The sequence below is a fragment of the Streptococcus sp. VTCC 12905 genome (genome assembly GCF_049893385.1).
GTDB classification, from domain to species: Bacteria; Bacillota; Bacilli; order Lactobacillales; family Streptococcaceae; genus Streptococcus; species Streptococcus suis_AA.
Map to the genome: position 1 here is coordinate 1 of NZ_JBMVJC010000041.1, position 14,158 is coordinate 14,158.

Below are 14,158 nucleotides of genomic sequence, written 5' to 3' on the forward strand. Positions count from 1 at the left end.
TCGGCTGAATTTCATCAAAATCAGCTTGAATCTATCTGTGTTTTTTATTTACTGGCTAGTTTTTGCCCAGCCTCATTTTGTTATTTTTTGAGAGTATAAGATTTATTAAATCCATCTAATACTAATTCTATTTTCCTGGATACTTATTTAATTTTTAATTGGTCCATTTGCACTGGCTTCTACAGCATCCTTAATGGTTGTTGCAAAGATTGTTGCTCCGTCTGTTTCGAGATTGAAATGCACAAGGTCTGTATTGATCCAGATGTTTGGGTTGTCTTTCGCAGCTTGATACCAGTCAGCAATCGAAATATAATCATATTGGTTTGCCAATTCTTTTTCGTATTGGCCTGTCTGATAAGCAAGTGAATTGCTTGGAGTATAATTACCATCATAGGGTGTGACAAAGATCAGTCTGTGCCCTTTAGGAAATTCTTTGACAAGCTGATCTAATAATTCTTGATAATTATCACTTGTATTGGTCCCTAAGGCAACTACAACAGTTTGTTTAAGGATATTATTTTTCTTGTATAAGCTGATTAGACCGGAAATCTCAGTTAGATGCCGGCTAACAGTTCCATCGATTTGTGCGTCAGGTAAAGCTGTTTGAACAGCTGAGCTAGCACGGACAGTAACAGAGTCACCGAAAATGGTTACCCCCTCTTGAATCTCATAACTGGTTGCTTGAGCATTTTCTACACCAGCTCGAGTGGTGGCCAATTGCGTTTGAGCTTGGTAAAGTGAGCTGATCATATTTTCTTTATCAAAATTTCCTAGTTTAGGCGCAAATAAGCAGATCGCGATATTCAGAACAGTTAGTAGTAAAAAACCGATGGTAATATGTTTCTTATAAGGCTTTAAGTCGACCGCTAGACCAAATAATTTTCCTACTTTACCTACAATATATGGTTCCAAAACATAGAAGGAAATGGTTGATAGGATAGTAGAAAAAATGAGAGATAGCATAACAGCCACAATACTTGGGAGTAATTGAGAAAAGATGATGAGAAATGGCCAATGGAAGAGATACATTCCATAAGAAATGTTGGCAATGAACAAGATGGTCTTTGGCTCAGTAATATGAGGTGTTTTCTCATGAAGGATTCGAGCCGAGAAGATCATTGCAGCTGTTGCCAAACCGGACAAGAGGAAACCAAAAAGGTAAGTCCAAATAGAGCTGAATTGAAGGAAAAATAGAAGGAGTAATTCAATGCCGAAACCACCTGCAAAAATGAGTAATAGATTTCGGATAGAGAATTGCTCAACTAGTTTGTGGAAGGAGTGCGTTGTTTGTTTTACACCAACTATTGTAGCTAATATGCTTCCGATAAAGAATGGAAATATATGTGTAAAGGTTGAGTAGTAGATTGCTGAATAGTTGCTGATAAAGAAAGCCGAAATGAACATTCCCAAGAAACTGAAGAGAAATAGAATGCTTGAACTTAGGAAAATGGTTCCTCTCAATTGTCCAATTGTTCGAGCAGTCCTTGCCATGAACCAAATGAATCCTGCCCAGATGATATAGAATTGCATCTCAATAGCGAGCGTCCAAGTGTGTACGAACAAATGAGGAGAAAACTGATTTTCATAGCTTCCACCAGAGAGGATTTCAAAAAAGTTTGTTACAAAACCTAAAGCAGCAATGATTTGACTACCGATATTAGCGATGAAGTCATTCCGAATGGTCAGAGCAAGTGGTACGACGAGCAAGATAGTCAGTACTAAAGGCGGTAAAATACGATAGATTCTACGACGGAAAAAGGCAATGATGTCAATTTTTTTGTGTGCTGCAAATTCATCAATAAGCATTGCAGTTGTCAGATAACCAGACAGGGTAAAGAATAGGTCTACCCCAACAAAGCCACCTGGAAATTGTTTAATAAAATAGTGATAAAGTAAGACAAATAAAAGTCCAATGACCCTAATAACCGATAACCATTTAATTCGCATGTTGATAAATCCCCTGTTTAAATGTTCCTTCGTATGTTGCTTGTCCTTCGGTGGTTAGTTTTCCTTTTCCATCCGCATAGCCATTTTTGAATTGACCAGTGTAGGTCCAGCCTTGAGCTGACTTATAGGTTCCTTTTCCATTGAAAATTCCATTGGAGAATTCCCCTTCATATGTATCTCCATTTTCAAAGGTAAGTTTTCCTTGACCATTCATTTTAGAGGCGACAACATACCCTTCATACTTGATTTTTCCATTATCTAGGGTTAGGACTTCCTTGCTATTCATTCGTCCAATAAAGGTAAACACTGCACACAAGGCGAGCAGTACAACAGTCGCGATTTCAAGATTCTTGCGTGTTATATGTGGTTTCATTGATGATAATTGTAACTCTTTCATAGAAATTCTCTTTCAATATATTTGATTCCGAACTTTAATCATACCGGAATAAGATGCCGATAGAATCAAACATAGTTTACCATTTTTTTACAAATATTACAAAAATATTACACAGCGGAAATTATTATAGGTTTTTGTTTTGCAATATATCTAGCCATCTGGAACAGCCACTTTTTACTATCTCGTAGGTTTCGTCAAAATCGCCAGTATACCATGGGTCGGGGACTGATTCCTCTGTGAACTGAAAAATTTTATTTTGGGCAGAAGAGGGAGCCATTCTTTTCAAATCTTGGACATTCTGACTATCCATTCCAATGATAAGGTCAAATGTCTCAAAGTCTTTCTGACTGATTTGTTGCGATGTTTTTGTGCTATCATAGCTGATATTGTGTTTTCTGAAAATATTTTGCGTTCCCGGATGAATGGGATTTCCGTGTTCCCAGCTAGATGTTGCTCGACTTTCAATATATACTTGATTTGTTAAATCTTTCATAACGAACTCTGCCATTGGACTGCGACAAATATTTCCAAGGCAGACAAAAACAATTTTTTGCATACTATTTCCTTTCGCTACAGAAGAAAAAGGAGTTGGATAGAATTCATACTAATTGTCTGAATTCCCCACAACCCCTTATTTTCACCTTGAGTAATTAACTATAGGAAGTCAACCTATATGAATTATATGTTATTTGTCTTCCTTGTCAAATGCATTTTTAATGCCCTGCACTGCACCTTCGATACTGTCTTTTGCATCTTCAACCAGTTCTTTAGCTTTTCCGATTCCCTTTTCGACAATTCCTTCGACTTCGATTTCCTTGTCACCTGTTAATTTACCAAAACCTTCTTTTACTGAGCCTGATAATTGTTCCAATTTTGCACTGATTTTGTCTTCTGACATAAGATTTCCTCCATGAATGTTTAATGGGGCGATGATTTTCTAAAAAAGAAAATCACATACTATTCTTACTTACTAGTCTAACCTATATAAGTTAATATAGCAAGAAATTTGTCTGTTGATAAGCCAGCATTTACTGAGGGGTAATTCTTGCAATTTTTCCTTTTTTTATTTATAATTATTATAAATAAAAGAAAGGATGATATATGATGAAACAAAAATATTATCAATCTCCAGCAGAAATTGCGTCTTTCAGCCCGCGTCCATCACTGGCTGATTCTAGGGCTGTTTTGAATCAAGCGGTGGCCGATTTATCAGTAGCCCATTCAATCCTCCATCAAGTTCATTGGTATATGCGTGGTCGTGGCTTTATGACTTGGCATCCAAAGATGGATGAATATATGGAAGAAATCGATGGTTATTTGGATGAGATGAGTGAGCGACTCATCACCTTGGGTGGGGCACCATTTTCTACTCTTAAAGAGTTTAGTGAAAATAGTCAGCTCAAGGAAGTTCCTGGTGATTACAATCTAACGATTGAAGAACAATTGGCGCGTGTGATAGAGGTGTTCCGCTATCTGGCTGCTCTTTTCCAAAAGGGATTTGATGTTAGTGATGAAGAAGGTGACAGCGTAACCAACGACATTTTCAATGTGGCTAAGGCTAGTATTGAAAAACATATTTGGATGCTACAGGCAGAACTTGGTCAAGCACCTAAGTTGTAAATAGATGAAGGGTCCACAGTAGGGCTCTTTTTTGCTGTATTATTTAATACTCTTCGAAAATCAAAATTATCCGTTGTCAACTTGCCTTGATGAATTCCAGCTCTATCTTCGACTTTGTTTCCTAGGCTACTTTTGATTTTCATTGAATATAATATGACATTTGTCATATGAGTCCATGACAAAGTCTTCTGGTAGTTCCTCCTTTTTCGAGATATACTGTCTATGTAGGATATTTAGGAAATAGGAGGTAGAAAGATGATAGAAGTACGAGCACTAGACAAGGCTATCAAAGGTCGGACAATCTTGTCCAATATTTCCTTTGAAATTAAGTCTGGGGAATGTGTGGCCTTGATTGGTCCAAACGGTGCTGGAAAGACGACCCTCATGTCTTGTTTGTTGGGAGATAGGAAGGCGACGAAAGGGCAGGTTTTGTTGGATGGTCTGGCTCCACGGGCTCAGTCTAATAAGGAAAAGGTGGCAGTCTTACCACAAGAAAATACTATCCCGACAGACCTGAAGGTCAAGGAATTACTTCACTTTTTCCAAGCTATTTACAAAGATAGTCTGACAGATGTAGAAATCGACAGCCTGCTCTGCTTTTCCCCAGAGCAAAAAAATCAACTGGCCGGCAAGCTATCGGGTGGTCAGAAGCGGCTCTTGGCCTTTGTCATCTGCCTGATTGGCAAGCCCAAGTTGCTCTTTTTGGATGAGCCAACGGCGGGCATGGATACGTCGACCCGTCAGCGTTTTTGGGAGATTGTCCATGACTTGAAGGAAAAGGGAGTGACCATTTTTTATACCAGCCACTACATCGAGGAAGTGGAGCATACGGCGGAGCGGATTTTAGTCTTACATCAAGGCCGACTCTTGCGGGATACGACGCCATTTGCCATGCGGAGTGAGGAGCAGGAAAAAGAAGTAACTTTGCCGATTGCCTTTGCGGTGGTGGTGGAGGACTTGGACGCGATTGATAATATAAGCTATAAGCAGGACACAGTCAGCTTCAAGACCCGAGCTATTGAGCAGGTTTGGGCAAATTTGCAGGAAGCAGGCTGTCGGATTTCAGACTTAGAAGTGCAGAACAAGACCCTACTCAACAGCCTATTTGACAAGACAAGGGAGGAAGAGTTATGAAAGCATTGATTCAAGTAGAAATCATTAAATTATCCAGAAGTTTGGGAGTTTTTCTCCTGTCTATCGGTATGCCCGTTATCTTTTTCTTGATTTTTTCATCAACGGTCCAGTTTGACGATGCGGCCATGCAAAAGGCCTTCATCCAGTCCTATATGCTGACCATGACGGGATTTTCCATGTCGGGCTTTGCCCTCTTTACCTTTCCCATGATGCTGGCGGAGGATAGAAACAATAGTTGGCTGACCTTTATTCAGCATTCTCCTCTGCCAATCTGGCAATACTACTTCTCTAAAATTGTGCGGGTCTTGCTCTGTTTTGCGTCTTCCATTGCCATTGTCTTTGCGGTGGGTGGCTTGATCAAGGGAGTTGAAATGACCGCTCAGGAATGGGTGATCTCGGCTCTCTTACTTTTAGTAACCTCTATCGTATTTCTAGCTATTGGCTTGCTTTTGGTGCAAATTCAGTCGGAACAAACCATGTCGGTGGTAGCCAATCTACTCTATTTTGTCCTTGCTATCATGGGCGGATCTTGGATGCCTGTCTCTCTCTTTCCTGACTGGGTGCAACGGATATGTAAACTCATGCCCAGCTACCATGTCAACCAGCTGGTGACCACCTATGCCCAAGAGGGAGATTTTCTCTGGAAATCCTTGCTAATTGTCCTAGGATATGCCATAATTTTCTTAGGAATTACTCTGGTTATGAATAGAAAATCCGAGCAGCAGTGAGGTGACAGATGATATTTGAAAAAAGAAAGGTGCCGCTCATGTTCTTCGTGAGCATGGTCTTTCTCTATTTTCCCTTTTACTATGCCCAGTATAGTCCCAATCCGACGGCAGTTGTCCTAGCGACCATTCTCTTTGCCTTGGTCTATTGCTCCCTCTTTTACACCGACCATAAGCTCTATTCCCTGCTGGGTTGGTTTTACCTGATTGGCTATATCGCCGTCATGAGTTTTTGGGGTAATCTGCAATTTTCCCTCTTTATCTTCAACCTGTCCAATATGCTGGGCTGGTATTATAAAGAGAATCGACCGACCTATCGGACGGTGTCCTACGGGCTTTTGTTGCTAGCTATTATCCTATGGGCTCTCTTTGGACCTGTTCCCTTTGAAATGCGAGCCTTTGCCCTCGTCATTCACTTTTTCGGCTTGGCCTTGCTGATTTTCAGTTGGATTGAGACCAAGCGGGAAGCCCTTCAGCAACGCCTACAGGAGCAGAATGCGTCCATCAATCTCCTGCTGGCTGAGAATGAACGGAACCGTATCGGTCAGGACTTGCACGACACATTGGGTCATGTCTTTGCCATGCTGTCTGTCAAGGCCGAGCTGGTCCAGACTCTCTTGGTTCACGAACAGATTGACCAGGCCAAGAAGGAGCTGGCAGACCTTCAGACCTTGGCTAAGGACTCCATGCAGGAGGTCCGCCAGATTGTCCAGTCCCTCAAGCAGCACACCGTGGCAGAGGAACTCCAGATTTTACTGCAGATGTTGGACTTGGCAGGAGTGCACTTAGTTGTCTTGGGCGGGGAAATAGCTGAGCAGCTCAGCTTGCCCGTCCAGAATAAGCTGGCTATGGTGCTGAGAGAGTTGGCCAACAACCTGCTCAAACACAGCCAGGCTAGCAAATGTCGTTTGGTTTTTGAAAATGACCAGCAAGAGTTGGTTTTACACTACGAAGACAACGGTGTGGGCTTTGCCCAGTTGACTGGTCAGGAATTGCATACCATAAAGGACAGGTTGGTAACGGTGAAAGGAAGTTTGGAATTTCTTTCTCTGGCCAAGCCCACCCGCCTGTCCATCCGAATTCCGCTTGAGGAGGTGGTAGAATGAGAATCTTAGTCGCAGAAGACCAAGCAATGCTGCGGGACGCCCTCTGTCAGCTCTTGGGTTTTCAAGATGCGGTTGAGGCTGTTTTACAGGCAGAAAATGGCAGTCAGGCCATTGCTCTTTTGGAAAAAGAGCCAGTAGATGTGGTGCTATTAGATATAGAAATGCCTGAAAAGACGGGCCTAGATGTCTTGGAATGGGTGCGGGGGCAAGCCTTGTCTGTCAAGGTTGTCATCATGACCACCTTCAAGCGACCGGGCTATTTCGAGCGGGCGGTCAAGGCAGATGTGGATGCCTATGTGCTCAAGGAACGCTCCATCGCAGACCTCATGCGGACCATTGAAACAGTCTTGGCGGGGCGGAAGGAATATTCACCAGAGTTGATGGACATTCTCCTGACCCAACGCAGTCCCTTGACCAACCTAGAAAGTCAACTACTCAAGCTGGTGGCAGAGGGGCTGTCCAACAAGGACATCGCCAGCCAGCTCCACCTGTCTGACGGGACGGTCCGCAACTATATGACCTCAATCCTGTCCAAATTAGGTGCTGAAAATCGTACGGCTGCTGTCAGAATTGCGCAGGAAAAGGGTTATCTATAGGCTGGGGGCTTTAGTATATGCGGAAGGATTGTGGAATGGTAGTTTTTTCGTGTTGATAAAGGCAACTGCCTTCAATTTTCTATTGAAAATCTCCTAAAATTCTGCTACAATTTTTCTATGAAAAGACTTTATGATGTACAACAATTGCTCAAACGTTTTGGTATCGTTGTTTATATGGGAAACCGTCTGTACGACATTGAAATGATGCAGATTGAGCTCAATCGAGTCTATCAGGCAGGTTTACTTGATCGATTGGACTATTTGGAAGCTGAACTTGTTTTGAGGCGTGAACATCGTTTGGAGTTAGAGTATCAGAAATTGAAGGAGAGTAGAAAATGAAGTCATTGTGGGTATTTTTAGTATTTTTAATTGTTTTGGGAGCCTGGATGGGCTTTAATTATTGGCGACTACGCCGTGCGGCATCTGTAATTGATAATGAAGAATTTGCAGATAAAATCCATGGTGGTCAGTTGATTGATTTACGCGATCCAAGTGAGTTTAATAGAAAACACATTCTCGGAGCCCGTAATATTCCATATCAACAGTTGAAAATGAGCACAGCTGCTCTCCGTAAAGATAAACCTGTTTTGATTTATGAAAATGACCGTGGTCAGTTGGTAACACCAGCAGCCCTTCATTTGAAGAAACAGGGCTTTAATGAGATCTATATTTTAAGCTATGGTTTGAATGGATGGAATGGGAAAGTGAAAGCTGGAAGATAAACCTTCGTCGTTTTATAAAGATGTGATGGACAATGATGAAAAGAATCCAAGAACTGTTAAGAAATGCCAGTCTTGCTGAGCGTGTACTTACTTTTATTTCGGTAATTTTACTCGTTAGTATTGGGATTGTATGGTTTGTAGGTGTTCACTTAAATTCCACCAATCAAACACAAACAATAGTTCCAACGACTATCCAAGAAAATGTAAAAGTAGCTGAAGAAGCAGTAGCTATGCTTGAGTCTTCCAATACAGAAGATAATCTCCAACATGCAAAAGATGCGATTAATCAATTGTCAGGTGGGACTGTAAAAGAGGAACTTCAAAAGCGCGTAGATGTTGTTGATAAGGCCATGAAGAAAAAAGCTGAGGAGATTAAGAAGGCAAAATTGAAGGCTGAATTAGTTCGAGCAGAAGCAGCGAAGAAATTAGCGGAAGAGCAGAAGAATTCGGAAACTTCTGATAGCTCCACAGTTACAACCTTGGATGAAACTACTACAGGAGGTACAGAAAGCTATCAGGGAGATACCTATAACTACCAACCTTCCTATAATTATGTTGATCCAGGGAATTCGTCTGTTTATACTCCTCCAAGCAGTTCTTCTACAGTGGAATCTTCGAGTTTTTCTCCGCCAACAGAAGTCGTTCCTCCAAGCAGTTTGGAAGTAGTTGTTCCGAGCACACCAACACCAGTAGAGCCATCTAGTTCTACTGAAACCGAGGTTCCAGCAGATTCTTCAATGATAATAGAAGACCAATCCCAGAGGTAGAAATGAATATGGGGAGAGATATTTCTCCTCTTTTTTATTTTCCCAAAGTTAAGTGATTTTCATTTGATTTGTGCTATAATGGTGTTTATGAGAATTGTATCAGGTATCTATGGTGGAAGACCGCTCAAAACATTAGATGGGAAGGTAACACGTCCTACTTCTGATAAAGTTCGCGGTGCCATGTTTAATATGATTGGTCCATATTTTGAGGGTGGGCGAGTCTTAGATTTATACGCTGGTAGCGGTGGCTTGTCTATTGAAGCGATATCAAGAGGGATGAATCAGGCAGTCTTAGTAGAACGTGACCGGAAAGCACAAGCTGTTATCAAAGAAAACATTCAGATGACTAAGGATTCAGATAAATTTCAACTCTTGCAAATGGATGCTAGGCAAGCCTTGGTGACATTGAGTGGAACTTTTGACCTTGTTTTTCTGGATCCGCCATATGCAGAGCAGGAAATTGAGGCAGTCATCTCTGAGCTTTGTCGTCGTCACTTATTGGCAGAGGAAGTGATGGTTGTCTGTGAGACGGATAAAAACATCCAGCTTCCTGAAGAGATTGCAGAGCTCGGAATTTGGAAAGAAAAAGTATATGGAATTAGTAAGGTAACTGTATATGTCAGATAGAATTGGAATGTTTACAGGGTCTTTTGACCCGATTACAAATGGACATATGGACCTCATTGAGCGAGCAAGTGGCTTGTTTGAAAAATTATATGTCGGAGTGTTTACCAATCCGAAAAAGTCTGGCTTGATGACGGGTGAGGAACGATTGGTTATTTTGGAAAGACTTTTTGCCGGCTTAGAAAACATCGAGGTCATTCTTGTTGAAAATGAATTAGTGGTCGATGTTGCCAAAAGATATGGTGTGACCCATCTGGTAAGGGGTTTGCGTAATGCAACGGACTTAGAATATGAATCTAGTTTTGATTTTTACAACCGTCAGCTAGCACCAGATTTGGAAACGATCTATTTGATTGCAAAGCCAGAGCTCAAGTTCGTATCATCCAGCCAGGTTCGAGAGTTAATCTATTTTAAACAAGATATTGGTTTATATGTACCTGCAGATGTAAATGAGGAGATAAAAAAGTATGAAGAAAAATAAGAAATGGCTATTGATTGTTTCAATTATTATGGGGACGTTATTGATATGGTTTTCCGTTTTTGTACGTCTACCATATTATATTGAGAGTCCTGGAGGGGCTTCGGATATTCGGGAAGTATTGACAGTCAACAATGAAGAAGATAAGGAGCCAGGTTCTTATAATTTTACCTATGTATCGGTCTTGCAGGCAACAGCCTTACAGTTGCTGATTGCTCAGTTTAACCCCTACGCAGATATTGTTTCTGCAGAAGAAATGACGGGTGGTGCAGACAGTGAAGAATACTATCGGATAGCTCAATTTTATATGGAAACCTCTCAAAACATGGCTAAATATCAAGGACTGACCTTGGCTGGCAAGGATGTGGAGATGGATTTCTTTGGGGTATATGTGTTGGATTTGGCAGAAGACTCTACGTTTAAAAATGTATTGAATATCGGTGATACGGTTGTTAGTATAAATGGTCAAACGTTTGAATCTTCTCAGGAACTAATTAAATATGTTTCAGGCTTAGAACTTGATAGTGATGTAACAGTTGGCTATGTTAGTGATGGAGAAGAAAAGACTGCCCACGGAAAAATTATCAAATTATCAAATGGTAAAAACGGAATTGGTATCACGCTAGTAGACCATACTGAGGTAAAAAGTTCTGTCCCGATTGATTTCCAAACAGGAGGAATTGGTGGTCCAAGTGCTGGTCTGATGTTTACATTAGCTATTTATACACAGCTGGCTGAGCCAGACTTGCGTGATGGTCGTGTTATTGCAGGAACAGGAACGATTGAACAAGATGGTTCCGTTGGAGACATCGGAGGAGCAGATAAAAAAGTATTATCTGCGATTAATGCTGGTGCAAGTGTTTTCTTTGTTCCAAATAATCCAGTGGACCCAGAAATTTTGAAGAAGAATCCAACAGCTAAGACAAACTATGAAGAGGCAAAAGAAGCAGCAGAAAAGGCCAATGCTGATATTGAAATCGTACCAGTGACGACTGTTCAAGAAGCCATTGATTATTTGAAGAGTACTAAGAGCGAGTAAGTCGCTCTTTTTTGCATCAGTCATTTGAATTAGCTTTGATACATCGTCCTTTCGGCTTGCCGTACTCTACTAAAGTGACTTGCACTGCATGTCATATTTCCACCCTAGAACATACTAGAGGCTGTTCTGGCTAACGGCACCCAGGAAAGCAAATTCATTCAACCATACTAAAATTAAAATCGTCTGAAATTTCTCTGAAATGGTTGAAGAGTGCTATTTCAGCTGGTTTCATGTTATAATAATAAGGTTAGATATACGAATATTTCATTAGATAGGAGGAACAATGAAGAAAGAGATTTCACCTGAAATGTATAATTACAATAAATTTCCAGGTCCGAGTTTTGCACGTATTGGGAATAAGGTTGTTTCAGAGAATATTGAACTCAATGTTGTTGATGATTTCAAAGATGCTTTTGATCAAACGGCTTTTGGGCAACGCTTTTCGCCCATCATGTTGAAATTTGATTATATTATTGGAGATTGGGGAAATGAACAACTTCGGTTAAAAGGGTTTTATCGTGACGAGAAACCAGTCAAGTCTGATTTAAAAATTGGGCGGTTAGATGATTATTTAACAGAATATTGTAATTTTGGATGTGCCTACTTTGTTCTTGAAAATCCAAATCCACAAGAGTTAGAAGAAGAACCTGAAGAAAAAACAAGTCGCAAACGTCACCGTAGTCGAAATCGAAACCGACAAAAACAACGTACAGAAGAATTGGTATCGAAGGACAAGAAAGTCATCCGTAATGAACCAAAACGATCTAAGTCAACTTCAGATACTTCAAAAGAACAGGGCCGTCATTTTACCGTAAATAACAATAAACAGTCCACAGGCAAGCAACAGAAACAAGAGCGAGCGCAAAAACACGATAAGAAACAGCACCATCGTGAAATGAATGAAGCCAAACGTGGATTTGTCATCCGCCAAAAATTGGGAGAAACATGAAACCATCAATTTATGCCTTTACACAAGCCAATCTAGTTGATTGGATTATTGAAAATGGAGAAAAGAAATTCAGGGCCACTCAAATTTGGGAATGGCTCTACCGGTCCCGTGTCCAATCGTTCGCAGAAATGACCAACTTACCAAAATCTTTAATCGAAAAGCTTGAAGAAGAATTTGTCGTCAATCCACTCAAACAACGAATTGTACAAGAGTCCAAAGATGGTACTATCAAATACTTATTTGAATTACCTGATGGAATGCTGATTGAGACGGTGTTGATGAATCAACATTATGGACTTTCAGTCTGTGTAACGACTCAAGTTGGTTGTAATATCGGCTGTACCTTCTGCGCATCTGGATTGATTCCTAAGCAAAGAGATTTGACGAGTGGTGAGATTGTAGCACAGATTATGTTGGTACAAAAATACTTAGATGAGCGCAATCAAAATGAACGTGTTAGCCATATTGTCGTGATGGGGATTGGTGAGCCACTTGACAACTACGATAATGTTATGACCTTCTTACGTGTTGTGAATGATGACAAGGGCTTGGCAATTGGTGCCCGTCACATTACGGTATCTACTTCTGGCTTAGCACCAAAAATTCGTGATTTCGCACGTGAGGGAGTTCAAGTGAACTTGGCAGTATCTCTACATGCACCAAATAATGACCTTCGTTCGAGCATTATGCGGATTAACCGTAAATTCCCCATTGAGGTATTGTTTGAGGCAATTGAAGATTATATTCAGACAACCAATCGTCGTGTTACATTTGAATATATAATGCTGAACGAGGTCAATGATGGTGTGGAACAAGCTCAAGAATTGGCTGATTTGACCAAGAATATTCGTAAATTGTCTTATATCAACTTGATTCCGTATAACCCTGTTAGTGAGCATGACCAATATAGTCGTTCAACCAAGGAACGGACCTTGGCATTCTTTGATGTTTTGAAGAAAAATGGGGTCAACTGTGTCGTTCGTCAGGAACATGGTACAGATATTGATGCAGCCTGTGGTCAGTTGCGTTCCAATACGCTCAAAAAAGACCGTGAAAAAGCGCGTGCTCGTATTGCAGCCGCAAAAGCTAAGGCAGGTATTCGTGCATGAGAAAATTATTCCAAGCAGACGGCAACTTGACCAAGCTTGGAAGACGGACTTGTACAACTTTAGCTTGGGTTTACGCTCTGGCTATTGTTTTACTCTGTTTTCTGCCCCAGACTTGGTATCCACAGTATAAGGATTTCTCGACCCCAGGAATTATTCAAATTGGCCGACTGTATCTTTTGCCAACTCCGTTTAATAGTATTGTCAATGGAGACAAGGTAGATAGTCTAGGAGACTTTGGTTGGATTATCCTACAAAATGTGACCAATATTTTTCTTCTCTTTCCTCTCGTTTTTCTGCTTCTTTTTCTTCGGGAGGAATGGCGGAGCCTTAAAGCAGTTCTTTCTTATACATTCTGTTTCAGTCTGTTTATTGAATGTACACAGTTGTTACTTGACTTGCTGATTGATGCTCAACGTGTTTTTGAAGTGGATGATCTCTGGACCAATACCTTAGGAGGAGTATTAGCCTATGGGCTTTATCGTCTGATTGTTAAAGGCTGGAAATTATAGTCGAATGTATTAGCTTTGATACATCATCACTTTCGGCTTTCCTTACTCTACGAAAGTGACTTGTTTCGTGAGTCTTATTTCCAACCTAGAACAGCTTTTAGGCTGTTCTAGCAACCTGCACCTCAGTTTCTTGTCTGGAAGCTAATTCATTCGACTATATTTTAAATAGCTCGGTTAAAGCAGTACGATTCTAGCAGTTGGTGGAAATTGCAAGAAGACTTTACTATTAATACTCAATGATAATCACAATCAGACTAGGCGACGCAGATGTAGATAGAACTCTGTTCCTTTTATATTTCAAGGGAACAGGCTGAAAACCTCTACATGAGCTTTTCTGTCATCAAATCAAGTTAACAGCGTCGTAAGCGCCCAATAACAAGGTATATTGAAAAAGGCTCCAAAGTCCTGTCGACTCTGGATCCTTTTTCTATTTACA

Annotated in this window: 19 protein-coding genes; 14 read left to right on the forward strand and 5 right to left on the reverse strand. The window is 40.8% G+C overall.

Going from position 1 to position 14,158, the window contains the following annotated elements; all coding sequences use genetic code 11:
• Window positions 1–147: 147 nt before the first annotated feature.
• The 4 genes from ACPC58_RS10640 to ACPC58_RS10655 form a co-directional block, all read right to left on the reverse strand.
• Window positions 148–1,947: an acyltransferase family protein gene (locus tag ACPC58_RS10640; protein ID WP_434065969.1), complete on the reverse strand. Its 1,800-nt coding sequence runs from the start codon at window positions 1,945–1,947 to the stop codon at window positions 148–150.
• On the reverse strand, window positions 1,937–2,344 hold the full coding sequence (locus tag ACPC58_RS10645; RefSeq protein ID WP_130554736.1) for a hypothetical protein: 408 nt from the start codon (window positions 2,342–2,344) through the stop codon (window positions 1,937–1,939). The genes ACPC58_RS10640 and ACPC58_RS10645 overlap by 11 nt, the downstream gene beginning before the upstream one ends.
• Before the next feature lie 124 nt (window positions 2,345–2,468).
• Window positions 2,469–2,900, reverse strand: a complete 432-nt coding sequence (locus ACPC58_RS10650) for a low molecular weight protein-tyrosine-phosphatase (RefSeq protein WP_217374754.1) — start codon at window positions 2,898–2,900, stop codon at window positions 2,469–2,471.
• Between the two features lie 129 nt (window positions 2,901–3,029).
• The gene (locus ACPC58_RS10655) at window positions 3,030–3,242 is read right to left on the reverse strand and encodes a CsbD family protein (RefSeq protein WP_024391170.1); all 213 of its coding nucleotides are present in this window, start codon (window positions 3,240–3,242) and stop codon (window positions 3,030–3,032) included.
• Window positions 3,243–3,445: 203 nt separating this feature from the next.
• On the opposite strand from ACPC58_RS10655, the gene ACPC58_RS10660 reads away from it, so the two are divergent.
• The 3 genes from ACPC58_RS10660 (at window position 3,446) to ACPC58_RS10670 (ending at window position 5,826) form a co-directional block, all read left to right on the forward strand.
• Window positions 3,446–3,964, forward strand: a complete 519-nt coding sequence (locus ACPC58_RS10660; RefSeq protein ID WP_434065970.1) for a Dps family protein — start codon at window positions 3,446–3,448, stop codon at window positions 3,962–3,964.
• A 255-nt stretch (window positions 3,965–4,219) separates the two neighbouring features.
• Window positions 4,220–5,098, forward strand: a complete 879-nt coding sequence (locus ACPC58_RS10665; RefSeq protein ID WP_434065971.1) for an ABC transporter ATP-binding protein — start codon at window positions 4,220–4,222, stop codon at window positions 5,096–5,098.
• Window positions 5,095–5,826 (forward strand): ABC transporter permease, encoded by a 732-nt coding sequence (locus ACPC58_RS10670; protein WP_434065972.1) that lies wholly within the window; start codon window positions 5,095–5,097, stop codon window positions 5,824–5,826. Before ACPC58_RS10665 ends, ACPC58_RS10670 begins: the two co-directional genes overlap by 4 nt.
• A 116-nt stretch (window positions 5,827–5,942) precedes the next feature.
• On the opposite strand, the gene ACPC58_RS10675 is transcribed toward ACPC58_RS10670, so the two are convergent.
• Entirely contained in the window at window positions 5,943–6,071 is a 129-nt protein-coding gene (locus ACPC58_RS10675; RefSeq protein ID WP_434065973.1) for a hypothetical protein, read from the reverse strand.
• Between the two features lie 30 nt (window positions 6,072–6,101).
• Between ACPC58_RS10675 and ACPC58_RS10680 the strand changes: the two genes are divergently transcribed.
• The 11 genes from ACPC58_RS10680 to ACPC58_RS10730 all read left to right on the forward strand — a co-directional run bounded on the left by ACPC58_RS10680 (window position 6,102) and on the right by ACPC58_RS10730 (window position 13,722).
• Window positions 6,102–6,929, forward strand: a complete 828-nt coding sequence (locus ACPC58_RS10680; protein ID WP_434065974.1) for a sensor histidine kinase — start codon at window positions 6,102–6,104, stop codon at window positions 6,927–6,929.
• Window positions 6,926–7,525 (forward strand): response regulator transcription factor, encoded by a 600-nt coding sequence (locus tag ACPC58_RS10685; RefSeq protein WP_313168327.1) that lies wholly within the window; start codon window positions 6,926–6,928, stop codon window positions 7,523–7,525. The genes ACPC58_RS10680 and ACPC58_RS10685 overlap by 4 nt, the downstream gene beginning before the upstream one ends.
• A gap of 117 nt (window positions 7,526–7,642) precedes the next feature.
• Window positions 7,643–7,864, forward strand: a complete 222-nt coding sequence (locus ACPC58_RS10690) for a YqgQ family protein (RefSeq protein ID WP_024396172.1) — start codon at window positions 7,643–7,645, stop codon at window positions 7,862–7,864.
• Entirely contained in the window at window positions 7,861–8,247 is a 387-nt protein-coding gene (locus ACPC58_RS10695; RefSeq protein ID WP_130554731.1) for a rhodanese-like domain-containing protein, read from the forward strand. Before ACPC58_RS10690 ends, ACPC58_RS10695 begins: the two co-directional genes overlap by 4 nt.
• A 32-nt stretch (window positions 8,248–8,279) precedes the next feature.
• The gene (locus ACPC58_RS10700) at window positions 8,280–9,014 is read left to right on the forward strand and encodes a hypothetical protein (RefSeq protein WP_434065975.1); all 735 of its coding nucleotides are present in this window, start codon (window positions 8,280–8,282) and stop codon (window positions 9,012–9,014) included.
• Between the two features lie 87 nt (window positions 9,015–9,101).
• Window positions 9,102–9,641 (forward strand): 16S rRNA (guanine(966)-N(2))-methyltransferase RsmD, encoded by a 540-nt coding sequence (rsmD, locus tag ACPC58_RS10705; RefSeq protein ID WP_277836802.1) that lies wholly within the window; start codon window positions 9,102–9,104, stop codon window positions 9,639–9,641.
• On the forward strand, window positions 9,631–10,119 hold the full coding sequence (coaD, locus tag ACPC58_RS10710; RefSeq protein WP_217374760.1) for a pantetheine-phosphate adenylyltransferase: 489 nt from the start codon (window positions 9,631–9,633) through the stop codon (window positions 10,117–10,119). Before rsmD ends, coaD begins: the two co-directional genes overlap by 11 nt.
• Window positions 10,106–11,155, forward strand: coding sequence for a SepM family pheromone-processing serine protease (locus tag ACPC58_RS10715; protein WP_217374761.1), 1,050 nt, complete (start codon window positions 10,106–10,108; stop codon window positions 11,153–11,155). Before coaD ends, ACPC58_RS10715 begins: the two co-directional genes overlap by 14 nt.
• Window positions 11,156–11,438: 283 nt before the next feature.
• Complete coding sequence (locus ACPC58_RS10720) at window positions 11,439–12,104, forward strand: YutD family protein (RefSeq protein ID WP_434065976.1); 666 nt, start codon at window positions 11,439–11,441, stop codon at window positions 12,102–12,104.
• Entirely contained in the window at window positions 12,101–13,213 is a 1,113-nt protein-coding gene (rlmN, locus tag ACPC58_RS10725; protein WP_024391183.1) for a 23S rRNA (adenine(2503)-C(2))-methyltransferase RlmN, read from the forward strand. Before ACPC58_RS10720 ends, rlmN begins: the two co-directional genes overlap by 4 nt.
• Window positions 13,210–13,722, forward strand: a complete 513-nt coding sequence (locus ACPC58_RS10730; protein ID WP_217374764.1) for a VanZ family protein — start codon at window positions 13,210–13,212, stop codon at window positions 13,720–13,722. The genes rlmN and ACPC58_RS10730 overlap by 4 nt, the downstream gene beginning before the upstream one ends.
• Window positions 13,723–14,158: the final 436 nt, after the last annotated feature.

Coding starts and splice junctions, on each gene's coding strand:
- ACPC58_RS10665 (WP_434065971.1), top strand. CDS start 4,220: ATGATAGAAGTACGAGCACTAGACAAGGCTATCAAAGGTCGGACAATC.
- ACPC58_RS10660 (WP_434065970.1), top strand. CDS start 3,446: ATGATGAAACAAAAATATTATCAATCTCCAGCAGAAATTGCGTCTTTC.
- ACPC58_RS10685 (WP_313168327.1), top strand. CDS start 6,926: ATGAGAATCTTAGTCGCAGAAGACCAAGCAATGCTGCGGGACGCCCTC.
- ACPC58_RS10670 (WP_434065972.1), top strand. CDS start 5,095: ATGAAAGCATTGATTCAAGTAGAAATCATTAAATTATCCAGAAGTTTG.
- ACPC58_RS10730 (WP_217374764.1), top strand. CDS start 13,210: ATGAGAAAATTATTCCAAGCAGACGGCAACTTGACCAAGCTTGGAAGA.
- ACPC58_RS10715 (WP_217374761.1), top strand. CDS start 10,106: ATGAAGAAAAATAAGAAATGGCTATTGATTGTTTCAATTATTATGGGG.
- ACPC58_RS10655 (WP_024391170.1), bottom strand. CDS start 3,242: ATGTCAGAAGACAAAATCAGTGCAAAATTGGAACAATTATCAGGCTCA.
- ACPC58_RS10720 (WP_434065976.1), top strand. CDS start 11,439: ATGAAGAAAGAGATTTCACCTGAAATGTATAATTACAATAAATTTCCA.
- ACPC58_RS10645 (WP_130554736.1), bottom strand. CDS start 2,344: ATGAAAGAGTTACAATTATCATCAATGAAACCACATATAACACGCAAG.
- coaD (WP_217374760.1), top strand. CDS start 9,631: ATGTCAGATAGAATTGGAATGTTTACAGGGTCTTTTGACCCGATTACA.
- ACPC58_RS10700 (WP_434065975.1), top strand. CDS start 8,280: ATGATGAAAAGAATCCAAGAACTGTTAAGAAATGCCAGTCTTGCTGAG.
- ACPC58_RS10680 (WP_434065974.1), top strand. CDS start 6,102: ATGCTGGGCTGGTATTATAAAGAGAATCGACCGACCTATCGGACGGTG.
- ACPC58_RS10690 (WP_024396172.1), top strand. CDS start 7,643: ATGAAAAGACTTTATGATGTACAACAATTGCTCAAACGTTTTGGTATC.
- rlmN (WP_024391183.1), top strand. CDS start 12,101: ATGAAACCATCAATTTATGCCTTTACACAAGCCAATCTAGTTGATTGG.
- rsmD (WP_277836802.1), top strand. CDS start 9,102: ATGAGAATTGTATCAGGTATCTATGGTGGAAGACCGCTCAAAACATTA.
- ACPC58_RS10650 (WP_217374754.1), bottom strand. CDS start 2,900: ATGCAAAAAATTGTTTTTGTCTGCCTTGGAAATATTTGTCGCAGTCCA.
- ACPC58_RS10695 (WP_130554731.1), top strand. CDS start 7,861: ATGAAGTCATTGTGGGTATTTTTAGTATTTTTAATTGTTTTGGGAGCC.
- ACPC58_RS10640 (WP_434065969.1), bottom strand. CDS start 1,947: ATGCGAATTAAATGGTTATCGGTTATTAGGGTCATTGGACTTTTATTT.